This is a genomic window from Rahnella sp. AA (genome assembly GCF_002834385.1).
GTDB lineage: Bacteria > Pseudomonadota > Gammaproteobacteria > Enterobacterales > Enterobacteriaceae > Rahnella.
In genome coordinates this window covers 960,672-982,373 of record NZ_PITQ01000001.1, presented here as the reverse complement: position 1 = coordinate 982,373, position 21,702 = coordinate 960,672, and the positions used below count along the sequence as shown (strand labels likewise).

The following is a 21,702-nucleotide window of genomic DNA, read 5'->3' as shown; positions in this document are numbered from 1 at the left end:
CTGATAAAAACGGTCTGTTTCTGTATCGCGGCTACACAAGCGCAGCCCTACAAGGTAAACTCAGCGTCTGCAATATGGAGATGACATTCCTCCCAAACCGCCTTTTACCGGCTGATGATGTCTACGCAATCTCGTGAGAGGTTCGTAGCATTGCGTCCGGACCTTTCTAAACCTCACTTATTTTTAAGGTTTTTTTTATGTTCAGTACCTTTCTTGCTGTATTGATTGGTGGTGCGGTTGGCAGTGTCGCTCGCTGGTATCTCGGGCTGAAAATGAACACGATCACCCCCGTCATTCCCCTTGGCACGCTGGCAGTCAATCTGATAGGTGCGTTTATCATTGGTCTTGCCATCGCTATTTTTGGCCGGATGAACAGCGTCGATCCCGTCGTTAAGGCACTCATTACTACCGGGTTTTGCGGTGGTCTGACAACCTTTTCAACGTTTTCACTGGAAGTGGTAACACTGTTGCAAATGGGTCGATTTGGCGATGCCTTGCTGAATATCGCCCTCAATCTTTTCGGTTCTATCGCCCTGACCCTGCTCGGTTTTATGCTGGTCAGCTGGTATACCGCGCACTAATCCTACTCACTGGCGATGCCTTTTTTATGACAAAGGCATCGTTGTTACGAATTTGTGACGCCGATTCATTTCCCCGCGCACTCTCTTAATGTTTCCTTCATGTTTTATGCTGATAATGGCACGAATTACTCAGGTTCATTAATTGAGGTATGCCATGTTTTCTGCACCAAAAACGTCTTCTGAATTTCTGGCTGTTGCCCTGTGTGTGTTAACCGTAGCCGCATTTTTACAGGCCTATTTTTCTTAATTAAGCCTTCAGAAGCGACAGCGCGCAAACAACAAAACTGACTCTCTCTTCCCGCCAACGGCGCATTCCATATGGATGCGCCGTTGGCATTTCTGCGTCGGGATCAATCGCACCGAAACGAAACGTCACTTTTCATTTCATTCATAATACAAATATTTACCTGTTCCTCCTTATTGCCTATAATTGAGAATGATCGTTCACACTCAACATTGGCCAGGCTATCAGGTAACTCATGCTTCACCCACAACAATGCAGTAAAGACGAGCGCATCAGCGCACGACGCGACCAGATCATTGCCGCCGCACGTTTGTGTTTTCGCAAGCATGGATTTCATGGTGCTGGCATGGCTGAAATCGCCAAGACTTCGCAGCTTAGTGTGGGACAGATCTACCGATATTTTGCGAATAAAGACGCCATCATCGAAGACATAGTGCGCCGTATTGTGATGAAAAAAATCCGCCTGATGACCGGCAACGCACACAATTTGCAGCAGGTAGCACACAATCTGGCGCACCGGCGGATCGGTAATCTGAGTGCGCCTTATAAAGAAGATCAATGCACCGAACAAAAAGAACAGGCCGAAATTGACCACGCTTTGATGCTGGAAGTTGCCGCAGAAGCCACCCGTAATCCCATCGTGGAAAACATCTGGCGTGAGTCAGAAAAACAACTATTCAACGAAGCGAAATCGCTTCTCAGTGCCACTTTCCCGCAGTTTTCAGAAGCTGAAATGACGGCGAAAGTGGAATCTTTAGCGGTGATTTGTGAAGGCACCGCATTCCGACGTATGACGACCGTTCACGCCGACGCAGAGCATCTGGAAGCTTTATACAATCGCTACTTCCAGGATCTCTTTGAAACGGATTTAACCACCAGCAAACTGGAATAAACTTTTACCATGAGCGCTCATCTGCAAGAAAAACGCCTCGGTTACGCCCTGGTTCTCGGCTCGCTTGCCGCCCTCGGCCCGCTATGTACCGATCTCTATTTACCGGCTTTACCTGAAATGGCGGGTGACCTGAGTACTTCTACGGCCAGTGCGCAGCTTAGCCTGACCGCAGGTTTGCTTGGCCTCGGTTTCGGGCAACTGCTGTTTGGCCCGCTGAGTGACCGCTACGGACGTATGCGCCCTTTATTATGGTCGCTGGCTTTATTGCTCGCCGCCTCCGTTTGGTGCGCCGTAGCACAGGACATCAACCAGCTGATTGTTGCCCGTCTGTTGCAGGGTATTGCCGGCGCCGGCGGTGCAGTTCTTTCGCGTGCCGTCGCCAGGGATTTGTATAATGGTCATGAATTAACCCGTTTTTTTGCACTCCTGATGCTGGTCAACGGGCTGGCGCCAATCGTCGCCCCGGTATTAGGGGGGGCCTTGCTCAATTGGGTTAACTGGCGGGGGATTTTCGGCGTTCTGGCGTTTATCGCCATTTTGCTGTTCAGCTTCTCTTCACTAAAACTTCACGAAACGCTGTTGCCTGAACGCCGCGCGCAAGGCGGCATTATCAGCATGCTGGGTTCTGTGTTCGGCTTGCTGAAACATCGGCCATTTATGGGGCTCTGCCTGACACAAGGCTTCATCATGGCCGGGATGTTTGCCTACATCGGCGCTTCGCCTTTTGTCTTACAGCAGATTTATCACCTCAGCCCGCAAATGTTCAGCCTCTGTTTCGCCATTAACGGCATCGGACTGGTGATTTCCGCACAAGTTTCCACACGTCTGAGCCGCCACTTTGGCGAAATGGCACTGGTCAAAGCCGGATTAGCTATCGCCGCCGTGGCGTCTGTTGCGCTGGTGATTGCTGCCAGCCTGAATGCCCCGCTGGTGACGCTGCTGGTGCCGCTGTTCTTCTCGGTGATGGTGATCGGGATTATCGGCCCGAACGCCGGGTCTCTGGCGATGCAAAGCCAGGGAAAAAACGCGGGCAGTGCGTCGGCGCTGCTGGGGGTGTGTATGTTTGCACTTGGCGCAATCGCTGTGCCAATCACCGGATTGGGCAGCATGCCTGCATTGTCGATGGCGCTGACGATCCTGGGTTGCTACGCTATCGCCATTGCGCTGTTCGTGATATTGGTGCGTAAAGCGGCATAGTATTTGCCGTGGTAAGGGCAAAAAAAAACCCGCTTCGGCGGGTTTTTTAAGAATTCGGCTAAAGTCAGATAGCGATAACGTTAGCAGCCGACGGGCCTTTGGCACCATTGGTGATTTCGAACTCTACACGCTGGCCTTCAGCAAGGGTCTTGAAACCGTTGCTTGAAATAGCAGAGAAATGAACGAAAACATCTTTGCTGCCATCTTCAGGGGTAATGAAACCAAAACCTTTTGATTCATTGAACCACTTAACGCTACCTTTAATCTTAGACATCAAACTTACCTTTACGTGAATGTTGGACACAAAATGTGTGTCAAATACAGTACAGCAACAGATTTAACTTTTGTCCAGAATTCTGATGGCAATAAGCGATAAACCTCTCACTCTTGGCTTTCTGTTGCCTTTTTCTGCTGCCAAAATGGCGTTTAATAGCCTTCTGACATCAACCGGTTAGAAAAACGAATCGTCATCGTTGCTGTAATCATCTGAATCATAGTCGTCAGAGCCAAATCCGAGATCAGAATTATCGCTGCGCAGCGACGCATCCTCCCAGGATGGCTGGTTGCTGTCGAACCCCTGATTATTATCGAGGAAACTGCTATCCGCAGGATTAAGATCCTGCACCGGCGGCTCTTCGATAATGTTAACAATTTCCTGTGGCTGGCTGTGGTGGAACATCCCAGTCAGCATATCCGCCAGAACGACCCCGCCGGCAACACCCGCCGCAGTGCGCAGTGCGCTGCCCAAAAAGCCCGGTGCCTGTGGCGCAGTTTGCGCAGGAGCCTGCTGCTGCTGTGCATATTGTGGCTGTGAGGCATATTGCTGCTGTTGTGGCTGGGCGCCCCAGGCTTGCGTGCCAGGGATCGGCTGGCTGCCTTGTGAGGACGAGCGCGCTGGCTCAGGTTGTGCCGAACCGCCGCCGAACAGCCCGGCGAGGAAGCCGGTACTTTGCGGTTTCGCGTTCTGCGCCTGCTGTTGCAACTGTTCGTTTTGCTGTTGCAGTTCTTTCACCTGAGCATTCAGCTTGGTCAGCGCCGCTTCCTGAATGATCATCGCCTGCGCCATGTAGTAAGGTGCGGACGGTTGCTGACGAATATGGGCCTGAATCACACGCTCAGCTTCCGCATCACGCGGTGCCGTATTGGACTCAGCCTGTTGTAAGCGACTAAAAAGCCCGTCAATTAAACGCTGTTCTTCAGATTGCATAAATTCACCTTGTTGGTATGTCGTACTACGTCAGCCGACGTTATACCGATACAGTAATACAGTTATATTTCGGTATGAATTAACGGAGTGTCAACAAATGTGACGGAGGTAAAGTTAATGCAGAAGGAATGTTGCGGGGTTGAAAACCCGCCTGCGAAACCGCAGGCGGAAATATCATATAGTTATTTTTTCGGTGACCAGCCAAAGATGAAGTTTTGGTCTGGCAAATTCGTGTAATTACGCACCAGATCATGATATGTCTTCGCAGGGTCCAGATCTTTAAACTGTTCCGGGTAAATGAACTTCGCCAGATATTCCATCCCGACGATGTTATACGGATGGTTGTAGAACTGATGGTAAACGCCATAAACGTGACCCGCATTGACCGCAGGGATCTGCGCAACACCGGTGCGTGACAGTAACACGTTAGCTTCTTTATCAACGTCAGCTTCGTTCGCGCCATAACCGAACGGCAGGATATGCGTCACAGAACCACTTTTCGGGCGGGATGAACCCGTCATGATGTAAACATCGGGTTTCATGCTGATCACCTGTTCCAGAGAAACGGAACCGGATGCCCCCGGCAGCAGTTTAGAACCAATATTGTTCGCATCCACCGCCTGGATCAGTTTACCCCAGCCCGCATTACCGTGCGTAAAGCAGCATGAATCGTCACGGCCGGCGATAGGTTCGATAAAGACATTCGGTTTGTTTTTAATCGCGGCAACGGCTTTTTTAATATTCTGGAAATGCTCGTTATAGAACGTGGTATAGGCACGGGCGTTATCTTCCTGATTCATCACTTTGCCCAACAGTTCGATGCTTGGCGCAGTGTCTTTTGCCGGATCCAGTTCGTAATCAAGGAACAGCACCGGGATATGCAGCGCTGAAAGTTTATCCAGCACCCCTGCCTGTGCCAGTGATTCTTTCGCACGAACCTGTGCAATCATCAGGTCAGGCTTTTTCGCAATCACTGTTTCCAAATCAACCTGCCCTTTATCGTTGAATCCCATATCGAGGATTTTCGCCGATTCAGGCCATTTGCTTTTCAGCATGTCCCAGGTACCGCTGTCGGTTTTTTTCAGCAAATTATTCCACGCAACGACGTGCTGAAAAGGGTTGGCTTTATCCAGCACCGCCAGCGCCAGAATATCGCGCCCGTCTTGTAAAATCAGACGCTGCGGAGCTTTATCGATAGTGACTTTTTGCCCGGTCATATCCGTCACGGTCAGCGGGTAAGTGGTCGCAAAACTGGCAAACGAAGTGGCCATCAGACCGGCAACAGACAGCACACGAGCAGTGTTTTTTAACATGCAAAACCCCGAAAATGAGAATGAATAAGAAATGATTTTGATAATTGTTATCAAATGAAGGAGAAATAATAAACAAGGAAGGGTTAGCGAGGCAACGTTTTTGCAGCAAATAGCGACGGGAAAACATGTCGAAATATGAACGGGATACCTCACAGGGTATCCCGTTTACATTAGGTTTAAGATTACAGGGAAGACTGACGCCCGATGAAGTGCAGCAGGAACTCACTCACCAACGCGCGTTTAAACGCCGACTGCGTTTTGTCCGCCGCCGCGCTGTGCCCGCCTTCGGTATTCTCATAGAAATACACGTCAGGAATACCCAGTGCCTGCATCTTTGCGGCCATTTTACGTGCATGGTCTGGCCCTACGCGATCATCGCTGGTTGCCGTGGAGAACAATACCGGCGGGTATTTTTTGTGCGGATCGATATTGTGATACGGCGAGAATTCACGAATATACGCCCATTCTTCCGGCTTTTGCGGGTCGCCGTATTCTGCAATCCACGAAGCCCCGGCGGAAATCTGCGTGTAGCGGTACATATCCAGCAGAGGCACCTCGCAGACTATCGCGCCGAACAGTTCCGGATAGCGTGTCAGCATATTGCCCACCAACAATCCGCCGTTGCTCCCGCCCTGCGCCGCCAGATGCGCCGGTGAGGTAATATTGCTGGCGATCAGCGCCTTCGCCACTGACGAGAAATCCTCATACGCGCGCAGACGTTTTTCTTTCAGCGCGGCTTTATGCCATTCCGGACCGTATTCACCACCGCCGCGAATATTAGCGACAACAAATATACCGCCGCGATCCAGCCATGAAACACCGCTCACGCCCAGATAGTACGGATCCAACGACACTTCAAAACCGCCATATCCGTACAACAGCGTCGGGTTCTCGCCGTCATAAACCACATCTTTGCGGCTGACCACGAAATAAGGCACGCGCGCCCCGTCGTCAGATTGCGCAAAATGCTGGCTGACCTGATAGCGGGAAGCGTCAAAATGCGACGGGTCCTGCTTCAGCAATTCGGCTTCGGCGTCAGCGCCGTTGTCCAGATTGCCCAACGAGAGGCTCGCGGGTTGCAGGAAACCACTGACGCTCATGAAGTATTCGTTGGTTTTATCATCCACGCCCCAGGCGCTGATTTTACTCAGCTCCGGCACATGGCCGAACGGCTCACGTCGCCATTCGCCATTCTCAGGCGTCAGCACCTCAAGACGATTCACCACATCACGGGTGAGGCTGAGAATGATGTGATCGCGGGTATGCGAGAAACCGTTGAGCTGATCGCGGGTTTGCGTCACACCGCTGAGCGCCGAACCGGTATCCGGAACAAACAGCGGTTGCAGCGTGCGCTCACCGGCCATAAAAGCGTCGAAATTCATGGTCAGCAGCGAGCCGGATGGCCAGCACTGGCCATTCACCTGCCATTCGCTGGACGGTTCGATGAGGATCCATTCCTGCCAGGTGATGAATTTGGCATCGGCCGGAATATCGATTTTGACCAGTGCGCCAGCGTTACCGACCAGAAAAACTTCCCGATGATAAAAGTCGATGACCCGCACTACATAATTGCGTTTGTAGCCTTCACCAGCTTCCTGATAGCCTGCGGCCATCATGTCTTTTTGGCCCGCGCTGTAAACCGTCACCGCTTCGCTGAGCGGGGTTCCACGTTGCCAGATTTTTACGATGCGCGGATAACCGGAATCGGTCATCGAACCTTCGCCAAAATCGGTGGCGACAAACATATGGTCGAAATCAATCCAGCTGATGCGGCTTTTGGCAACCGGCAGATAAAAACCGCCGGCGACAAATTCTTTGGTCAGCAAATCGAATTCACGAACTTCACAGGCATCGCCGCCATCCGGTGAAAGCACCACAAAGGCACGCTCAAAGCCCGGCTTCAGGTTCCAGAAACCGGAGAAAACCCACTCAGTACCCTCCGCTTTACCGAGCGCATCAATATCGAGCACGGTTTCCCAATGCGGTTCGTTTTTACGAAATTCATCGAGCGTTGTCTTACGCAACAGCCCTTTCGGGTTCTTCGCATCCTGCCAGAAATTATACCAGTCGTGACCACACTTCCAGATACCGGGGATTTGTTCTGGTGAATTCAGGCCGCTCAACACTTTTTCGCGGACAAGGTTAAAATCATTGCCTGATGTAAAGTCGTCCAGCGTAATCGCATTCTGCTCATGCGCCCAGACCAGTGCTTTTTCGTTACGTAAACCTTCTAGCCAGATGAACTCATCCTGCGGTGGAAAAATTGAATCAGTTGTCATGATATTCAGCCCTGAAAATCAGAAAGGATTCAGAAATACCCGCTTTGTCCTGACAATTTCAAGTCTTTTATGCGTTGGGGAAGGATGCGTTGTCGCCGCATTTTGTCTTAATTAACGCATTCTGCGATCCCGCGAAGATACCCCCGTATTTTTTTGTGAGTCAGTTCAAGCATTGAAGTTATCGGAACGCCTATAAAGAAAACATTACTTTGTGATAACAAAAAATGACGCATTTTTGAGTTAAAAACAGAGGTAGAAATCAGGCCAACAGGAGTGAAAGTATGGAATGGAAAATCATTGATATCCTGAACATCCCGCAGACAGGGTTAAAATATGTCTGCATTCAGGCGTTTAAAAATCTGAAACTGATTCTGTCTGTCGATAATGACTTTACACTGAAAACCGGCGATACCTTAGAAATTACCCCGGAAGGCTATTCCCTGAACCGGCATAAGGCACAAAGTCTGAAAATTCACCGCATGATGCCGTATTGCCAGCAACGCTGGCAGTCACTTTCTGTCCAGTAAATCCTGTTATGCCACGGCACGTGCGGCGAAACCGGTTCTGATCAAACCGGTTTTTTCTTTTGCTGACGCCGCAAATCTGACAGGCTGTCGTGATTGCCAAATTCCTGCCCTGGAACATCCAGCCAGCGGTCTTTACGCGTCGCTTCATATTCCTGATTTAACGGGTAGTAAATCCGGTTTTCCGGCTTATTGGCCTCACCGACCACCAGCAAACGAACGTCTTCATCACTGTTATTGATGAAGGTATGACAGATGCCCGTCCCATGCGGAAACGCCACCGCATCGCCCGGTTTGAGCGGATACAGCGTGCCGTTAATCCAGGCATCGGGACGACCTTCCAGCACATACACAAACTCATCTTCTGCACTTTCTGCATGCGCGTAGCAGGTACGACGTCCCGGCAATAAACGCTCGTGATGAATACCAATGCGCGTCAGCCCGAGAGCTTTGCCCAGCGGAGCCCCCTGCGACATCAGCTCGTCATCGCCAGGGTAAGTGCCTTCGTCAGGCCCTTCAAGTTCGGTCCAGTGACGAATGAAATCAGGTCTTTCCTTGCCCATACTTCCTCCGGTCTCACGTGTTTAATACAGCGTAGGTGACTTCTGCTGCATAGAGTAAGAACTCTGAATAGTCTCTTTCGGCAAGCACGCAAACCTGATGTGCACTTTTTCACCGTCGTTACTTTCGCCCAGAGTCTGGAATTTGCCGGTACAAAAATCGAATATCTTTTGATAAGTATCCGCACGGCGCTGGCGCTCAAGTATTGAGAAGACTGACGTTGTATAACTTGCTTCCCCCTGAGTATAGGAGGGATCGTAATTAGCCGGACGGTAAGTTTCAGGCCCGACCGGTGAATCAATCGCTGAGCATCCTGCCAGCAAGCCCGTAACTGTCATCGTTGCCACCAGTATTATTGTGATATTTTTCATTACTCATCCCGGAAAACATTAATCTTAATTTATTGTAGCTGACTGGCGGTTTCTGCCATTCCCACGCTGCCAATACTGTTTTTACCATTCTGTTTCACGTTTACCAATGCGCGCTCGGCTGCCGCCAGCCACTGGTTATAGTTCTCATGATTTCTCGACATCGCCACCCCAATGCTTAACGAACACTGGAAGCCGGAGTCCTGCGATAAGCGGATTTCCGACGTTTTCAGCAGCAGGCGATATCCGACAGCATAAGCCTCTTCTTCCGAGACCCCCGGTAACACCACGACAAACTCATCGCCACCAAGAATGGCAGGGAAATCATTCTGGCCCGTTTCCTGACGAAGAATGGCTGAAACGGCACGCAAAACAGAATCCCCGGCCTCACGCCCGAACAGATCATTCACCATTTTCAAATCATCAACACCCAATACCATCAGGCATGACAAATCATGCTTCGAGCGTTCAAATTCCAGCATCAGCCGGCGGTCGAGTAAGCGACGGTTAGGCAGACCGAGAAAAGGATCCATCAGCGCGGCCTTCTCCAGCTCGTGTTGTTTATCGCGCAGCTTTCTGGAGATGGCGTAATTTGCCGCGCTGAACGCAATAATATAAAGGGTGGAAAGCGGCAGCGTCAGCCACAACGTCCTGTCGGTCACTGTGGGATAGAACGTCATGCCAGAAAGCGGCCAGCACACAATAAAGCCGGCGCAGTAAAACAGCGCCGCGCGCCGCAGCAATTGCCAGCCACCGGCGGAAAAACGGTCAGCAATCAGGATGGAGGTAATAATAGCGGACGGCAGCGGGCAAACACCCATCATCGCCACCCACGCACCGCCCGCAATAGCATCAAAGGCAAGATTTCTGAATTCGGCCTGATTCGGGTGTTTCGAACGATGGGAAATCAGCATCGCGACGTGTGGCCAGATAAAAGCATTCAGTACCAGCAGACATATCGGGATCAGAGAAACGTCGCGTTCAAAAAGAACGGAAACGATCGGAAAAAAGCAGAGGAAAGTGCCCAGCATGCGCATTAAGTACATTCGTCGTAAGAAGCGATCGGAGCGCTCACGGACGAGACTTTCACCTGGAGAATAATATGGCATACCGGAAACGACTCTTTAGTAGATTTTTATTTATATTAGTCGAGTTACTTATGTCAGAGCTACAGAAAGCACCGGTTTTAATGCCCCGAACAACGGGTGTTTTTTACCTTAAATATGACGGGCTATCTGTTGAGCAGATAATTTAGGATAAAAGGGTTCAAAAGAAGAAATAACCGCACGCATTGCAGGCTCAAGTTAAAACGTCGAATAAAAAACGGGCAACCCAAAGGCTGCCCGCATTACATCTGGATCTGCGGTTAAAATTCAAACGTTGAGGATAGCAGTAATGTCCTCGGCATTCCGACCGCGAGCTGACCGCTGCCTGCGGCACTCCAGTAGCGTTTATCAGTGACATTATTGACGGTCGCCTGGAAGGTCGCCTTGGTGCCAGCCAGTTTGGTGGTGTAACTGGCACCGACATTGTAGGTGGTATACCCGGCCACAAACGCCTGATTCTGCGCATTAACCGGCCGTGACCCGACATAATAAGCGCCGCCATTTACTGCCAGTCCGTCAATAACGCTGAGTTTATGATTGATAAACACATTCGCGACTTTCTTCGGCGTATTTTCCGGCGTTTTGCCCAGCAACTTTTCATTGGTGGTTGACGTCACCTCAGCGCTCAGCAACATCAGCGAACTCATGACTGACGTATTTTCCGTGATATCCCCCTGCAGCGAAAACTCGCCGCCACGAAAACGTGCTTCACCGTTGAGGGCATAAATATCGTCATCCCCGGTGCTGGCGGAAGGCTGTTTCAGTTCGAAATAGGCTGCTGACGCATAAAGCTCACCATAGACTCGTGTACGGATACCGATCTCTTTTTGCTTACTGACGGCCGCTTTCAGCGATTCTCCGGCATTAGCCGCCGTAGAAGGTGCCGTTCCCGCAGATTCCAGTCCTTCCACATAACTGCCGTACAGGCTGATATCCGGCGTCACTTTATACAGCACGCTGAAGGCCGGGGTCACTGCGTGAACGTCCTCGGAGGCCGCATCGACCTGCGTACTGGTGTAACGCCCGTAGCGCACAGCGCCGGTCACCTGCCACTGATCGTTTAACGTGATCCAGTCTTGCAGGAACAGGCCGCCATCACGGATAGTCTGCTTATTAAAACCCCGGTCAGTCAGGGTTTTCTTTGTATTTTTCGCCGCTCGCGTCAGAGACGTAATGGTCACCGGGTCATACATATTCTGCGATGCTGAATACATGTAAGTCTGGAAACTTGGCTGGAAAAGGCGATTCTGGCTGCCGCCGAAAAGCAATTCATGCCCTACCGAACCGGTATCGAACGTCCCTTTGATCTCAGCCCGCACATTCTGGTTCAGGTAATCCTGACCCGGTTGATCTGCGCCATACACCGTCCCCGCGCCCGTTTGCGCGTTGTAATTATCAAACACCCACAGCCAGCGGTCGCGCTTGGTTCGGGATTGTCCGGCGCTAACCTTACCGGTCCAGCTGCTGCTCAGCGCATATTCGGCCTGCAATAAATGGGTTTCAGCGGAAGAATGTGTGTCTTTCCCCTTCATCGATAACAACTTTTTCGGGTCAGGAATTGACGGAACCGTCATTACACCGTTGACCGCCGTGGGTGTCGCGATTGCTGCCTGCTCGGTGATACGGGCGCGAATTGACTCGTAATCATATTTGAGCGCTAACCGGTCCGTTGCCTGCCAGTCAAGCGCCGCACTGAACATCCGGCGATTGCCGTTATCACCGTCAATAGGGGTATGGATATTATTGGTGACGGCATTGATTCGAACGCCAAAATTTTTCTCTTCGCCAAAACGGTCGGCCAGATCGACGTGCACAAGCGAAGAACCCTGATCGTCAGTGGAAAACGTAACGGCCCTGACCGGCTCCTGTCCGGCTCGTTTAGTGACCATATTCACCACCCCGCCCGGCGCAACAAAACCATAATAAAGTGCTGATGCGCCTTTCAGTACTTCCATCCGCTCTTTATCTTCCATCGGAATAGGCAGGTTATTATCAAAGGGCAAAACGCCATTAAACATATAACTGGAGCGGTTATCGAGGTTAATACCGCGCACGGAAAGCTGGTCGTAAGCAATACCGCTTTGCTGCTGACGGACAATACCTGCGACATTGCGCAGTGCATCAAATAACCCCGTGCCCTGCTGCGCCTGAATCACCTCTTTTGAAACCACGCTGACCGATGCAGGCACATCCATCATATCGCGCCCCTGATAAGCACCAACGTCAGCGTATCCCGGCACGTATCCGGAAGGTTCGCTATACGCAGTACCGTTAACTTCAATGGTGTCATCTTTCGGTGAATTTTTATTATCACTGCGTATTTCAGGGTTATTCGCGGACGCGACGTTATTTTCCCCGGAATAAGTCTGCGCCAGACTTTCCCTGACTGGGAATAAGACCGGGACGCTGGCGATTAACACCGCCAGGCTGTTTTTTTTCATTGTGTTGAAGTTCATACCATCCCCAAAGCATCTGTAAAAGTATTTAAATCAAAATTTATTTCAGGCCGGTTTTATTATTGCGTCAGCACCTGGGTACAGACGCAGTCAGGTAATAACCCTGATTATTTATAATGTTATGCCGCGAAATAGCGGCAACACCGTGCCAGATCCCATCCGGATCCCGTTGAGATAAAAGGCCCACTTAATTAGAATGATTCTCATTCCAACACAAGGGAATGTAGTAGTAAATGACAGACCTTATTGCGGCGAAAACAGCCGGTTAAAACGAAAAACTGGCACCCTGTTTATTTTTCATGACATTGAAATATAAAGAATAAAAAACAGGTGGCAAAACAAAATTCACTTCATTTAATTCCGGTCAGGTGGCAACACGCCTTGTAACGTTGACTACTACAGTTACGTACTTCATCATGATTTTAAAGGATAATGATAATCTTTATCAGAAGAGAGGCCATACAGATTGAACCCGGACAGTCATACCCACGCGATACAGGGTAATAATGCAAATCAGACCGTTATCCGCATTACTGCGGAACCTGTACTGATCCCGTATCTCGAAAAGCTCATTACCGCATTTACGCCAATTCATCCGTCAGTTCAGGTGATAACACAGGGATGTCATGAAGCTTCCGCTTTCTCTTTTCTGATTAATGACCGTTCTTCAATGGCGCTGATTGAGCGGGAAATCACACCGACTGAGGCCGTGCCCTATAAAAAGCAGCGCGGAACTCGTCCCTTTGCCCTGCAAGTTGCCATCAGCCCGGATCCTCCCACGCTGTACGTTCATCACAGCAATCCGCTGGTCGAGATTTCCGCAGTGCAGTTGTCGCAGATTTTCACTCAGGGTAACCCGCAGGGTGATTTTTCCGGGTGGGAACAGGTGCCGGGGGCACAGAAAAGCGGCAACCTTTGCCCGCTCAGCCTTCCTGAAGACAGTACACTTCAGACATACATGCAAAAACATCACTTTGCCGGGCGCGAACTTAGCGCACGCACGGAATATGCCACAGACTCAGAGAGTTTGTTAAAAAAGCTGGAAAACACACCGAATGGTATTGGAATTGCTGAATATGGCATTGAAAACCCAAAACTCCGTGCAGTAAAACTGGCGGAGCCCGCCACGCCGCTGACCCGTTTTTTGCATCTTTATCTGCCGTTGGATGCTTCGGGCATCACCGACAGCGCGTCGCAAAAATTTGCTGATTTCCTTTTGTCCGATGCCGGGCAGGCGATTATCGCGACTTCTGCATTTACCCCTTTACACCCTGGTGAACTCAGCCAGCAACGTGCTTTATTATCGGTACATTCATGAATTCAAACTCCTTTGCTTCACCGCTGCCGATCGTCGGTAACGACGGAATGGCTTCTCTGGTTCTTCCGTGGTGCGCACTCTTTGGCGACAGGCATCCGGACATTTCTTTCGATTGCACACTGGAAGGCTCGTCGACCGCGATCATGGCACTGGCCGCCGATGCCAGCTGGCTTGCACCGATGTCGCGTGCCCCCTGGCCGCATGAACTGGCCGCGTTCAGGCAGGCGAAAGGCTACCTGCCGACGGCGATCCACGTCGGTTATACCGGACATGGCCCGCGCCCCGATGCGAAAAGCCCGCCAGCAATTTATGTCCACCGCGATAACCCGCTGGCTGGGATGACGATGACGCAGCTTGCATCTGTTTTCTCTGCCGGCACCCCGGCCGGAGACATCACCCGCTGGCAACAGCTCGGCCTTGAAGGCAAATGGAAGGCGCGGCGCATCCACCTTTATGGCTTGCGTGATAATGGCAAGTACGCCACGGCGTTTCGCCAGGCACATCTGGCGGGCCACCATTATCCGGGTCATTACGAAGGCCTGGCCGATCGTCGCGCAATCGTTGAGGCAGTGGCGCAAGACCCGTTCGGCATGGCTTCTCTGGGGTGGTGTAATGCGGCGTTATTTTCGCAGGATGTCCGCATTTTACCGCTGGCAGCGCAGGGTGATCCTGCATTCTACTCGCCGCAGCTTTCGCATGTAGAACAGGGAAAATATCCGCTCTCCAGTTATGTTTCGCTGTATTTCGATCTGCCGCCGGGAGAAAAACTCGATCTGCAGGTGAAAGAATGGGTGGCACTGACGCTGTCCGCCGCCGGTCAGGCCATTGTGGCAGCTCAAACTCACAGCCCGGAAGGTTATGTTCCCCTGGAACCGGCAATGCTTGAAATTCAGCGTGAACATCTGGCAGGCCTGTAACCCGCTTTGCCGGTACCCTGTTTAAAACAAACAGCATTGAGAACCCATGGGCGCTACTGTGAAAAACCCGAAAAACTCTTCTAACCGTTCACGTCAGGATCTTTATGGTGAGCGTTTTCGTCTGCGTAAAGATCAGCTTTCCCCCCGTCTGTTTGCGGTCGCACAATATATCCATACCCACAGGGGTGCCGTGCTGGATAAAACAGCGCTGGAAATTGCGGCAGATACGCAAAGCTCTGACGCCACTGTCGTACGGGCAATTCAGGCGCTGGGTTTCTCCGGTTTGCGTGACCTGAAAAACGTACTGGCGAGTTACCTGGGGGAAACGCTGACGTCATCGGCAAAAATGGCAACCACGGTAAATTCACTGACGCCGGATACCAATTCGAGCATTGATTTCGTTCTTGAGGGGTATCTCTACACCTGCCAGATGCTGTCGGAAGAGAAAAACCGGCTGGCCCTTTCACATGCCAACGGGTTATTACAGGCCGCAGAGCGGGTGGCGATTTTCGGCATCGGTGCGTCGGCGCTGCTGGCGGAATACACGGCCCGCCTGTTTAATCGTAACGGCACGCCGGCTTACGTGTTAAACCGTACCGGCGCATCGCTCAGCGAGCAGTTGATTAACATGCGTCCCGGCGATGTCCTGATAATGATGGCGCAGCGCAGTGCTCACCGGGAAGGTTTAACGACGCTGGCCGAAGCTAAAAGACTGGGGATTTCAACGATTCTGCTGACCGGCACCAATGATTCGGTATTTATTAAAGAGGCAGACTGTGTGGTCTTCATCCCGCGCAGCGCTGATGCAGAAAAGATCCCGGTTCACGGCACGCCGATGATCTGCCTGGAAATTCTGGTGCTGGCACTGGCCGCCTCATCGCCTAAAGTCCCGTTGCAAACCATGAACCGGCTTTACGAGTTGAGCAATTCAATGACAAAACCGAGAAAAAGTCCGCGGGGATAAAAACAAAAACGGCCGCCTCCGGGCAGCCGTTTCTCACCGTTAATTCTAAAGATTATGCCGTCAGCGTCGCCATATCGATGACGAAGCGGTATTTCACATCACTTTTCAGCATACGTTCATATGCGTCATTGATGTCCTGCATGTTGATCATTTCGATATCAGAACCAATGCCGTGTCTGGCGCAGAAATCGAGCATTTCCTGAGTTTCCGCAATACCGCCAATGCACGAACCGGCGACAGAACGGCGCCCCAGGATCATTGTGATGGTATTGAGCATCGGATTGATATCGCCCAGGTAGCCGACAAACACCAGCGTACCATCCACATTCAGCGTCGGCATGTAGGGATTGATGTCGTGAACATAAGGGACGGTATCAATAATCAGATCAAACTCGCCTTTAATCGCAGACATCTGCGCTTCATCGGTAGACACCACAATATGATGCGCGCCCAGGCGGCGGCCATCTTCGGCTTTACTGGCTGAACGGGTAAACAATGTGACTTCCGCACCCAGCGCATTTGCCAGTTTCAAGGCCATATGACCCAGACCGCCCAGACCGACGACGGCCACTTTGCTGCCTTTCGTGACATTCCAGTGACGCAGTGGTGACCAGGTCGTGATACCGGCACACAGCAACGGCGCAGCCGCTTTCAGATCCAGCCCTTCCGGCATTTTCAGAACGAAATCTTCCGTCGCAATGATCGACTTTGAATAACCGCCGTAGGTTGGCATATGGTCGTGGCGGTCAGCGCTGTTATAAGTCTGCACATTGCCTTCTTCGCAATACTGCTCAAGGCCCTTTTTGCACGGATTGCATTCCCGGCAGGAATCAACCATACAGCCAATCCCGGCATAATCACCGACCTTGAATTTCGTGACATTTTTACCGACTTTTGCCACGCGGCCGACCACTTCATGGCCGGGAACCAGAGGATAGGTACTGAACCCCCAGTCATTTCGTGCCTGATGCAAATCGGAATGGCAAACACCGCAATACAGCACGTCAATCACCACGTCATCGTCGCGGGGATCACGCTGCTCGAACACAAAAGGCGCTAAAGGAACTTTTGCTGACTGTGCAGCGTAACCGAGAACTTTAAGAGTCATTTCTTTATTCCTGCATAGGTATCAAGTCAGAAATCCCGCCCGGTAAGGCCGGGCAGGATGAGAGAGTCAGCCGGGAAGACTTATTTGCTGTATTGCGCGTCTGTGACTTTTTCCATCCACTGAACCGGGCTGCCATTCAGGGATTCGGCAATCGCGATGTGGGTCATGGAATTGTCAGGCGTTGCCCCGTGCCAGTGTTTTACACCTTCAGGGATCCACACGATATCGCCGACATTCATTTCGCGGATTTCCCCGCCTTCTTCCTGCAACCAGCCACGCCCCTGCGTGATGATCAATGTCTGACCGAGCGGATGTGTATGCCATGCAGTGCGGGCACCGGGTTCAAATGTCACCGTCGCGCCTCCCACACGGGCGGGTTCAGTACCGCTAAAAGGTGAATCAATGCGAACCTTGCCGGTGAAGTAATTTTCCGGGCCATTTTGTGAAGGAACGGAACCGCTTTTGGTGATTTTTAATGTATCAGTCATTTCATTCTCCGCTCCGGCGTATGCGGCCGGCGCTAACATAGAAAGGATTACGGCAGATGCAGCAAGGAAGTTCATGCCATACCTCCGTTAAGATTAGGTACGCTTAGCGAACACGTCTTTGACAACAGGCACAGCCGACATTGCATTGGGCCAGCCCACATAAAACGCCAGATGCGTCACCACTTCGGAAGCCTGTGCTTCGGTCAGTCCGTTATCCATCGCTTTATTAAGATGGAAAGTCACCTGGGCAACCTGCCCTGCGGCAATCAGCGCACTGACCGTAACCAGACTGCGATCGCGTGGTGCCAGTGCCGGGCGCAGCCATAAATCGTGGAAGAGAACATCGGTGGTGTAGCCGACCAGCCCCGGGAACTGCGCACTGCCGACAGACTGCTCAACCGCATTGACGCGCAGTTGCTCCGCCTTTTCATTGAGTGGCAGCAACTCCGGATGAGCCACAGGCAAATCCTTTTCGGTAATACCGCGCTGCCGGAACAGCGGGCGCGCCACGTCAATGGCCGCCGCCGCATTCCCCCAACCGGAATAAAATGCCAGATGCGTAATAATTTCTGACAGTTCGCCAGGCTTGACCCCGTTATCGAGTGCCAGAGCAAACTGCGCGGGCATTAACGCAACCTGGTTACGGGCGATAATTGCCGCGACAGTGATCACACTTCGGTCACGCGCCGAAAGAGCCTGGCGCTTCCATAAATCGCCTTCCAGGGTTTTGCGTTGGTAATTTTCGAGTGCAGGTGAAACCATGGTTATCTTCTCCTCGCGGGATGAATCTTCGTTACCACCTCTGGCCTCTGTTGTCGCAGCCAGCGTAGCGCCGGAAATTATCATGGACAGTGAAAGCGTCGTTGCCGCTAAACCTTTCATCTTCACTTCCTCCTGAAATAATGACCGTCTCAACGTTCGGATAAACGTTACCGTCAATCGGTTATGAGGACTAGGTAGCAAAATATGAAAGGAGCTATGAGTTTAGCTCATCAATGCGCCTTCCCCCACCGAGCCGGTAAGGCGCAATACCTTGATGTTTAAAAGTTTATCACTCTTCTGTTTTGATGCCGGTCTGGCTAAAACGACGGCGTACTACCACGAAGAACACCGGCACGAAGAAGATCGCCAGCAGCGTGGCAGAAATCATCCCGCCCATCACGCCGGTGCCCACGGCATTCTGTGCGCCCGACCCTGCACCATTGCTGATAGCCAGCGGCAGAACCCCGAGGATGAATGCCAGCGACGTCATCAGAATGGGGCGTAAACGCATGCGTACCGCCTCGAGCGTCGCTTCAATCAGTGGTTTGCCTTCTTTAAGCATCAGGTCGTTGGCAAATTCAACGATCAGAATGGCGTTTTTCGCCGCCAGCCCGATGGTCGTCAGCAACCCGACCACGAAGTAAACGTCGTTATTTAATCCACGCAGGCTGGTCGCCAGCAATGCCCCCACAACCCCCAGCGGCACCACCAGCATCACAGAGAACGGAATCGACCAGCTTTCATACAATGCCGCCAGACACAGGAACACGACCACCAATGAAATAGCATACAGTGCCGGTGCCTGCTCTCCGCTCATCCGTTCCTGATAGGACATGCCCGTCCAGTCGTGACCGATACCCGCCGGTAACTGCGCCGCCAGTTGTTCCATCAGCGCCATTGCTTCACCCGAACTTTTCCCCGGTGCCGGCTGGCCGAGAATTTCCAGTGAGGACAGACCGTTGTAACGCTCCAGACGTGGCGATCCGTAAACCCATTTTGCGGTCGAGAAACTGGCAAAAGGCACCATTTTCCCGTTGGTGGCACGCACAAACCAGTTGTTGAGATCGTCAGGCATCATGCGGTATGGCGCATCACTCATCACGTAAACTTTCTTCACCCGGCCATTATCGATAAAGTCGTTCACATAACTGCCGCCCCAGGCTGCCGATAAAGTTGTGTTGATATCCGACAGCGATAGCCCCAGCGCTTTGGCTTTTTCCTGATCAATCGTCACTTTGTACTGCGGCGTATCTTCCATGCCATTCGGGCGTACGGCCATCAGCACATCAGGATGTTGTGCAGCCAGCGCCAGCAGCTGATTTCGTGCTTCAAGCAGTTTCTGATGCCCCAGATTGCCACGGTCGATCAGCTCAAAGTCAAAACCGGTGGCATTACCCAGCGCGATAATCGGCGGCAGGTTAAAGGCCACTACGGTGCCATCAATAATTTTCGAAAATGCCGCATTGGCGCGCTGAACAATCGCCGTCACTTTGTTGGCATTCCCCGCACGTTCGCTCCAGTCCTTCAGGCCGATAAAGGCAATCCCGACGTTCTGCCCGCGTCCGGCAAAACCAAAGCCATTGACGGTCAGCACGTTCGCCACATTGCTTTTTTCGTCATCCATGTAGTGCGCCGTAATGGTGTCGAGCACTTTCTGCGTCCGCTCCTGCGTCGCACCAGCCGGTAAAATCGCCTGCGTTGCCAGCACCCCCTGATCTTCCTCAGGCAGGAAGGACGTCGGCAGATGCATAAACATGGCCACCATGCCCGCCACGATCAGCAGGTAAATGACAATGTACCTGCCGGTGCTTTGTAAAATCCGCCCAACCGATGAGGTGTAATGCTGTGTGCTCTGATCGAACTTACGGTTGAACCAGCCAAAGAAACCGCGGGTTTTTCCGTGGCTACCTTTTGCGACGGGCCTGAGTAAGGTTACGCACAACGCCGGCGTCAGGATTAACGCCACCAGAACCGACAATGCCATTGCCGAAACGATCGTTATCGAGAACTGACGGTAGATGACGCCGGTTGTGCCGCCGAAAAATGCCATCGGGACAAAGACCGCTGACAGCACCAGCGCAATGCCAACCAGCGCCCCCTGGATTTGCGCCATCGATTTTCGCGTCGCGGCTTTCGGAGAAAGCCCCTCTTCTGCCATTACACGTTCGACGTTTTCCACCACCACAATGGCATCATCCACCAGCAGCCCGATTGCCAGCACCATCCCGAACATTGTCAGTGTATTGATGGTGAAACCGCAGGCGGCCAGGATCCCGAATGTGCCCAGCAATACGACGGGGACGGCAATCGTCGGGATCAGCGTCGCCCTGAAGTTTTGCAGGAACAGGAACATCACCAGGAACACCAGAACGATCGCTTCGAACAGCGTTTTCACCACCTCGTTAATCGAGATTTTGATAAACGGCGTGGTGTCATACGGATACACCACCTGCAAACCCTCCGGGAAGAACGGTTTGAGCTGTTCCAGCTGAGTGCGTACCGCCGCCGCCGTATCCAGTGCGTTCGCCCCGGTGGCCAGCTGGATGCCCAGCGCGGATGCCGGTTGTCCATTGATTTTCACCACGAACTGATAATCTTCCCCCCCGCGTTCAATACGGGCGACGTCGCGCAGGCGTACCTGCGAGCCATCGGCATTCACTTTCAGCAGAATGTCGCCAAACTCCTCGGGTGAAATCAGGCGGGTTTGCGCGATCAATGAAGCATTGAGTTGCTGCCCCGGCACCGGTGGCGCGCCCCCGATTTGCCCGGCAGCGACCTGCGCGTTTTGGGTGTTCAGCTCACTGATCACATCCACCGGCGTCATCTGATAGTTATTCAGTTTGTTCGGATCCAGCCAGATGCGCATGGCGTACTGCGAACCAAAGATCTGCGTATCGCCGACACCATCAATGCGGCTGATCGGATCTTTAATATTCGATCCGACGTAGTCTGAAATATCCTGCTGCGTCATGGTGCCGTTACTGTTCACAAAACCAACAACCATCATGAATGTGCTGGATGACTTCCTGACGGTAATCCCCTGTTGCTGCACTTCCGACGGCAATAACGGCGTTGCCAGCTGCAATTTGTTTTGCACCTGAACCTGAGCAATATCCGCGTCGGTTCCGGTTTTAAACGACAGTGTCAACTGCAAGGTGCCCGACGAATCACTGGTCGATGACATATACATCAACCCGTCGAGGCCATTCATATTTTGCTCAATGACCTGGGTCACCGAGTTTTGCAAGGTTGTGGCATCCGCACCCGGATACTGTGCACGGATTTGGATCGCCGGAGGCGCAACGCTCGGGTACTGTTCAACCGGCAAATTGAGAATCGAAATTGCCCCGGCCAGCATCACGATTATGGCAATCACCCAGGCAAAAATAGGCCTGTCGATAAAGAATTTAGACATGA

19 protein-coding genes and 1 riboswitch are annotated in these 21,702 nt (G+C 51.9%); of the genes, 7 read left to right on the top strand and 12 right to left on the bottom strand.

What is annotated here, in order from left to right; genetic code table 11:
• Positions 1-67: 67 nt before the first annotated feature.
• Positions 68-131: riboswitch (Fluoride riboswitch) on the top strand.
• A 66-nt stretch (positions 132-197) separates the two neighbouring features.
• The 3 genes from crcB (at position 198) to CWS43_RS04435 (ending at position 2,914) form a co-directional block, all read left to right on the top strand.
• Positions 198-581 carry a fluoride efflux transporter CrcB gene (gene crcB / locus CWS43_RS04445; RefSeq protein WP_101075633.1) on the top strand — a complete coding sequence of 128 codons (384 nt, stop codon included), beginning with the start codon at positions 198-200 and terminating at the stop codon, positions 579-581.
• 479 nt (positions 582-1,060) lie between these two features.
• Complete coding sequence (locus CWS43_RS04440; protein ID WP_101075631.1) at positions 1,061-1,717, top strand: TetR family transcriptional regulator; 657 nt, start codon at positions 1,061-1,063, stop codon at positions 1,715-1,717.
• A gap of 9 nt (positions 1,718-1,726) precedes the next feature.
• Positions 1,727-2,914 carry a multidrug effflux MFS transporter gene (locus tag CWS43_RS04435; protein WP_101075628.1) on the top strand — a complete coding sequence of 396 codons (1,188 nt, stop codon included), beginning with the start codon at positions 1,727-1,729 and terminating at the stop codon, positions 2,912-2,914.
• 64 nt (positions 2,915-2,978) lie between these two features.
• Here the strand turns inward: CWS43_RS04435 and cspE are convergent, their stop codons facing one another.
• From cspE to CWS43_RS04415, 4 genes are all read right to left on the bottom strand, one after another.
• Complete coding sequence (cspE, locus tag CWS43_RS04430) at positions 2,979-3,188, bottom strand: transcription antiterminator/RNA stability regulator CspE (protein WP_009636912.1); 210 nt, start codon at positions 3,186-3,188, stop codon at positions 2,979-2,981.
• A gap of 177 nt (positions 3,189-3,365) precedes the next feature.
• Positions 3,366-4,121, bottom strand: a complete 756-nt coding sequence (locus CWS43_RS04425; RefSeq protein WP_101075626.1) for a DUF2076 domain-containing protein — start codon at positions 4,119-4,121, stop codon at positions 3,366-3,368.
• Positions 4,122-4,303: 182 nt separating this feature from the next.
• Positions 4,304-5,434 (bottom strand): ABC transporter substrate-binding protein, encoded by a 1,131-nt coding sequence (locus CWS43_RS04420; RefSeq protein WP_101075624.1) that lies wholly within the window; start codon positions 5,432-5,434, stop codon positions 4,304-4,306.
• A 182-nt stretch (positions 5,435-5,616) separates the two neighbouring features.
• Positions 5,617-7,713, bottom strand: coding sequence for a prolyl oligopeptidase family protein (locus CWS43_RS04415; protein WP_101075622.1), 2,097 nt, complete (start codon positions 7,711-7,713; stop codon positions 5,617-5,619).
• Positions 7,714-7,994: 281 nt separating this feature from the next.
• On the opposite strand from CWS43_RS04415, the gene CWS43_RS04410 reads away from it, so the two are divergent.
• On the top strand, positions 7,995-8,240 hold the full coding sequence (locus CWS43_RS04410; RefSeq protein WP_101075620.1) for a hypothetical protein: 246 nt from the start codon (positions 7,995-7,997) through the stop codon (positions 8,238-8,240).
• A gap of 41 nt (positions 8,241-8,281) precedes the next feature.
• On the opposite strand, the gene CWS43_RS04405 is transcribed toward CWS43_RS04410, so the two are convergent.
• From CWS43_RS04405 to CWS43_RS04390, 4 genes are all read right to left on the bottom strand, one after another.
• Positions 8,282-8,800 (bottom strand): cupin domain-containing protein, encoded by a 519-nt coding sequence (locus CWS43_RS04405; RefSeq protein WP_101075618.1) that lies wholly within the window; start codon positions 8,798-8,800, stop codon positions 8,282-8,284.
• A 21-nt stretch (positions 8,801-8,821) separates the two neighbouring features.
• Positions 8,822-9,169, bottom strand: coding sequence for a hypothetical protein (locus tag CWS43_RS04400; protein ID WP_101075616.1), 348 nt, complete (start codon positions 9,167-9,169; stop codon positions 8,822-8,824).
• Positions 9,170-9,198: 29 nt separating this feature from the next.
• Entirely contained in the window at positions 9,199-10,203 is a 1,005-nt protein-coding gene (locus CWS43_RS04395; protein ID WP_232776657.1) for a diguanylate cyclase domain-containing protein, read from the bottom strand.
• Between the two features lie 329 nt (positions 10,204-10,532).
• Positions 10,533-12,713 (bottom strand): TonB-dependent siderophore receptor, encoded by a 2,181-nt coding sequence (locus CWS43_RS04390; protein ID WP_232776654.1) that lies wholly within the window; start codon positions 12,711-12,713, stop codon positions 10,533-10,535.
• 481 nt (positions 12,714-13,194) lie between these two features.
• Here CWS43_RS04390 and CWS43_RS04385 point away from each other — a divergent pair, with 481 nt between their 5' ends.
• The 3 genes from CWS43_RS04385 to CWS43_RS04375 are packed head-to-tail and all read left to right on the top strand — an operon-like array spanning position 13,195 to position 15,927.
• Positions 13,195-14,046 (top strand): PstS family phosphate ABC transporter substrate-binding protein, encoded by an 852-nt coding sequence (locus tag CWS43_RS04385; RefSeq protein WP_101075611.1) that lies wholly within the window; start codon positions 13,195-13,197, stop codon positions 14,044-14,046.
• Positions 14,043-14,963 (top strand): PstS family phosphate ABC transporter substrate-binding protein, encoded by a 921-nt coding sequence (locus tag CWS43_RS04380; protein ID WP_101075609.1) that lies wholly within the window; start codon positions 14,043-14,045, stop codon positions 14,961-14,963. Before CWS43_RS04385 ends, CWS43_RS04380 begins: the two co-directional genes overlap by 4 nt.
• 46 nt (positions 14,964-15,009) lie before the next feature.
• Positions 15,010-15,927, top strand: a complete 918-nt coding sequence (locus CWS43_RS04375; RefSeq protein ID WP_101075606.1) for a MurR/RpiR family transcriptional regulator — start codon at positions 15,010-15,012, stop codon at positions 15,925-15,927.
• Between the two features lie 52 nt (positions 15,928-15,979).
• Here the strand turns inward: CWS43_RS04375 and CWS43_RS04370 are convergent, their stop codons facing one another.
• The 4 genes from CWS43_RS04370 to CWS43_RS04355 form a co-directional block, all read right to left on the bottom strand.
• Positions 15,980-17,035, bottom strand: a complete 1,056-nt coding sequence (locus CWS43_RS04370) for an NAD(P)-dependent alcohol dehydrogenase (RefSeq protein ID WP_101075604.1) — start codon at positions 17,033-17,035, stop codon at positions 15,980-15,982.
• An 80-nt stretch (positions 17,036-17,115) separates the two neighbouring features.
• Complete coding sequence (locus tag CWS43_RS04365; RefSeq protein ID WP_101075806.1) at positions 17,116-17,562, bottom strand: cupin domain-containing protein; 447 nt, start codon at positions 17,560-17,562, stop codon at positions 17,116-17,118.
• 54 nt (positions 17,563-17,616) lie between these two features.
• Positions 17,617-18,405, bottom strand: coding sequence for a carboxymuconolactone decarboxylase family protein (locus tag CWS43_RS04360; RefSeq protein ID WP_101075602.1), 789 nt, complete (start codon positions 18,403-18,405; stop codon positions 17,617-17,619).
• Positions 18,406-18,574: 169 nt separating this feature from the next.
• Complete coding sequence (locus CWS43_RS04355; RefSeq protein ID WP_101075601.1) at positions 18,575-21,700, bottom strand: efflux RND transporter permease subunit; 3,126 nt, start codon at positions 21,698-21,700, stop codon at positions 18,575-18,577.
• Between the last annotated feature and the right edge of the window lie 2 nt (positions 21,701-21,702).

Coding starts and splice junctions, on each gene's coding strand:
- CWS43_RS04390 (WP_232776654.1), bottom strand. CDS start 12,713: ATGAAAAAAAACAGCCTGGCGGTGTTAATCGCCAGCGTCCCGGTCTTA.
- CWS43_RS04370 (WP_101075604.1), bottom strand. CDS start 17,035: ATGACTCTTAAAGTTCTCGGTTACGCTGCACAGTCAGCAAAAGTTCCT.
- CWS43_RS04410 (WP_101075620.1), top strand. CDS start 7,995: ATGGAATGGAAAATCATTGATATCCTGAACATCCCGCAGACAGGGTTA.
- CWS43_RS04400 (WP_101075616.1), bottom strand. CDS start 9,169: ATGAAAAATATCACAATAATACTGGTGGCAACGATGACAGTTACGGGC.
- CWS43_RS04425 (WP_101075626.1), bottom strand. CDS start 4,121: ATGCAATCTGAAGAACAGCGTTTAATTGACGGGCTTTTTAGTCGCTTA.
- CWS43_RS04355 (WP_101075601.1), bottom strand. CDS start 21,700: ATGTCTAAATTCTTTATCGACAGGCCTATTTTTGCCTGGGTGATTGCC.
- crcB (WP_101075633.1), top strand. CDS start 198: ATGTTCAGTACCTTTCTTGCTGTATTGATTGGTGGTGCGGTTGGCAGT.
- CWS43_RS04395 (WP_232776657.1), bottom strand. CDS start 10,203: ATGCGCATGCTGGGCACTTTCCTCTGCTTTTTTCCGATCGTTTCCGTT.
- CWS43_RS04435 (WP_101075628.1), top strand. CDS start 1,727: ATGAGCGCTCATCTGCAAGAAAAACGCCTCGGTTACGCCCTGGTTCTC.
- CWS43_RS04365 (WP_101075806.1), bottom strand. CDS start 17,562: ATGTTAGCGCCGGCCGCATACGCCGGAGCGGAGAATGAAATGACTGAT.
- CWS43_RS04405 (WP_101075618.1), bottom strand. CDS start 8,800: ATGGGCAAGGAAAGACCTGATTTCATTCGTCACTGGACCGAACTTGAA.
- CWS43_RS04440 (WP_101075631.1), top strand. CDS start 1,061: ATGCTTCACCCACAACAATGCAGTAAAGACGAGCGCATCAGCGCACGA.
- cspE (WP_009636912.1), bottom strand. CDS start 3,188: ATGTCTAAGATTAAAGGTAGCGTTAAGTGGTTCAATGAATCAAAAGGT.
- CWS43_RS04415 (WP_101075622.1), bottom strand. CDS start 7,713: ATGACAACTGATTCAATTTTTCCACCGCAGGATGAGTTCATCTGGCTA.
- CWS43_RS04420 (WP_101075624.1), bottom strand. CDS start 5,434: ATGTTAAAAAACACTGCTCGTGTGCTGTCTGTTGCCGGTCTGATGGCC.
- CWS43_RS04380 (WP_101075609.1), top strand. CDS start 14,043: ATGAATTCAAACTCCTTTGCTTCACCGCTGCCGATCGTCGGTAACGAC.
- CWS43_RS04375 (WP_101075606.1), top strand. CDS start 15,010: ATGGGCGCTACTGTGAAAAACCCGAAAAACTCTTCTAACCGTTCACGT.
- CWS43_RS04360 (WP_101075602.1), bottom strand. CDS start 18,405: ATGAAAGGTTTAGCGGCAACGACGCTTTCACTGTCCATGATAATTTCC.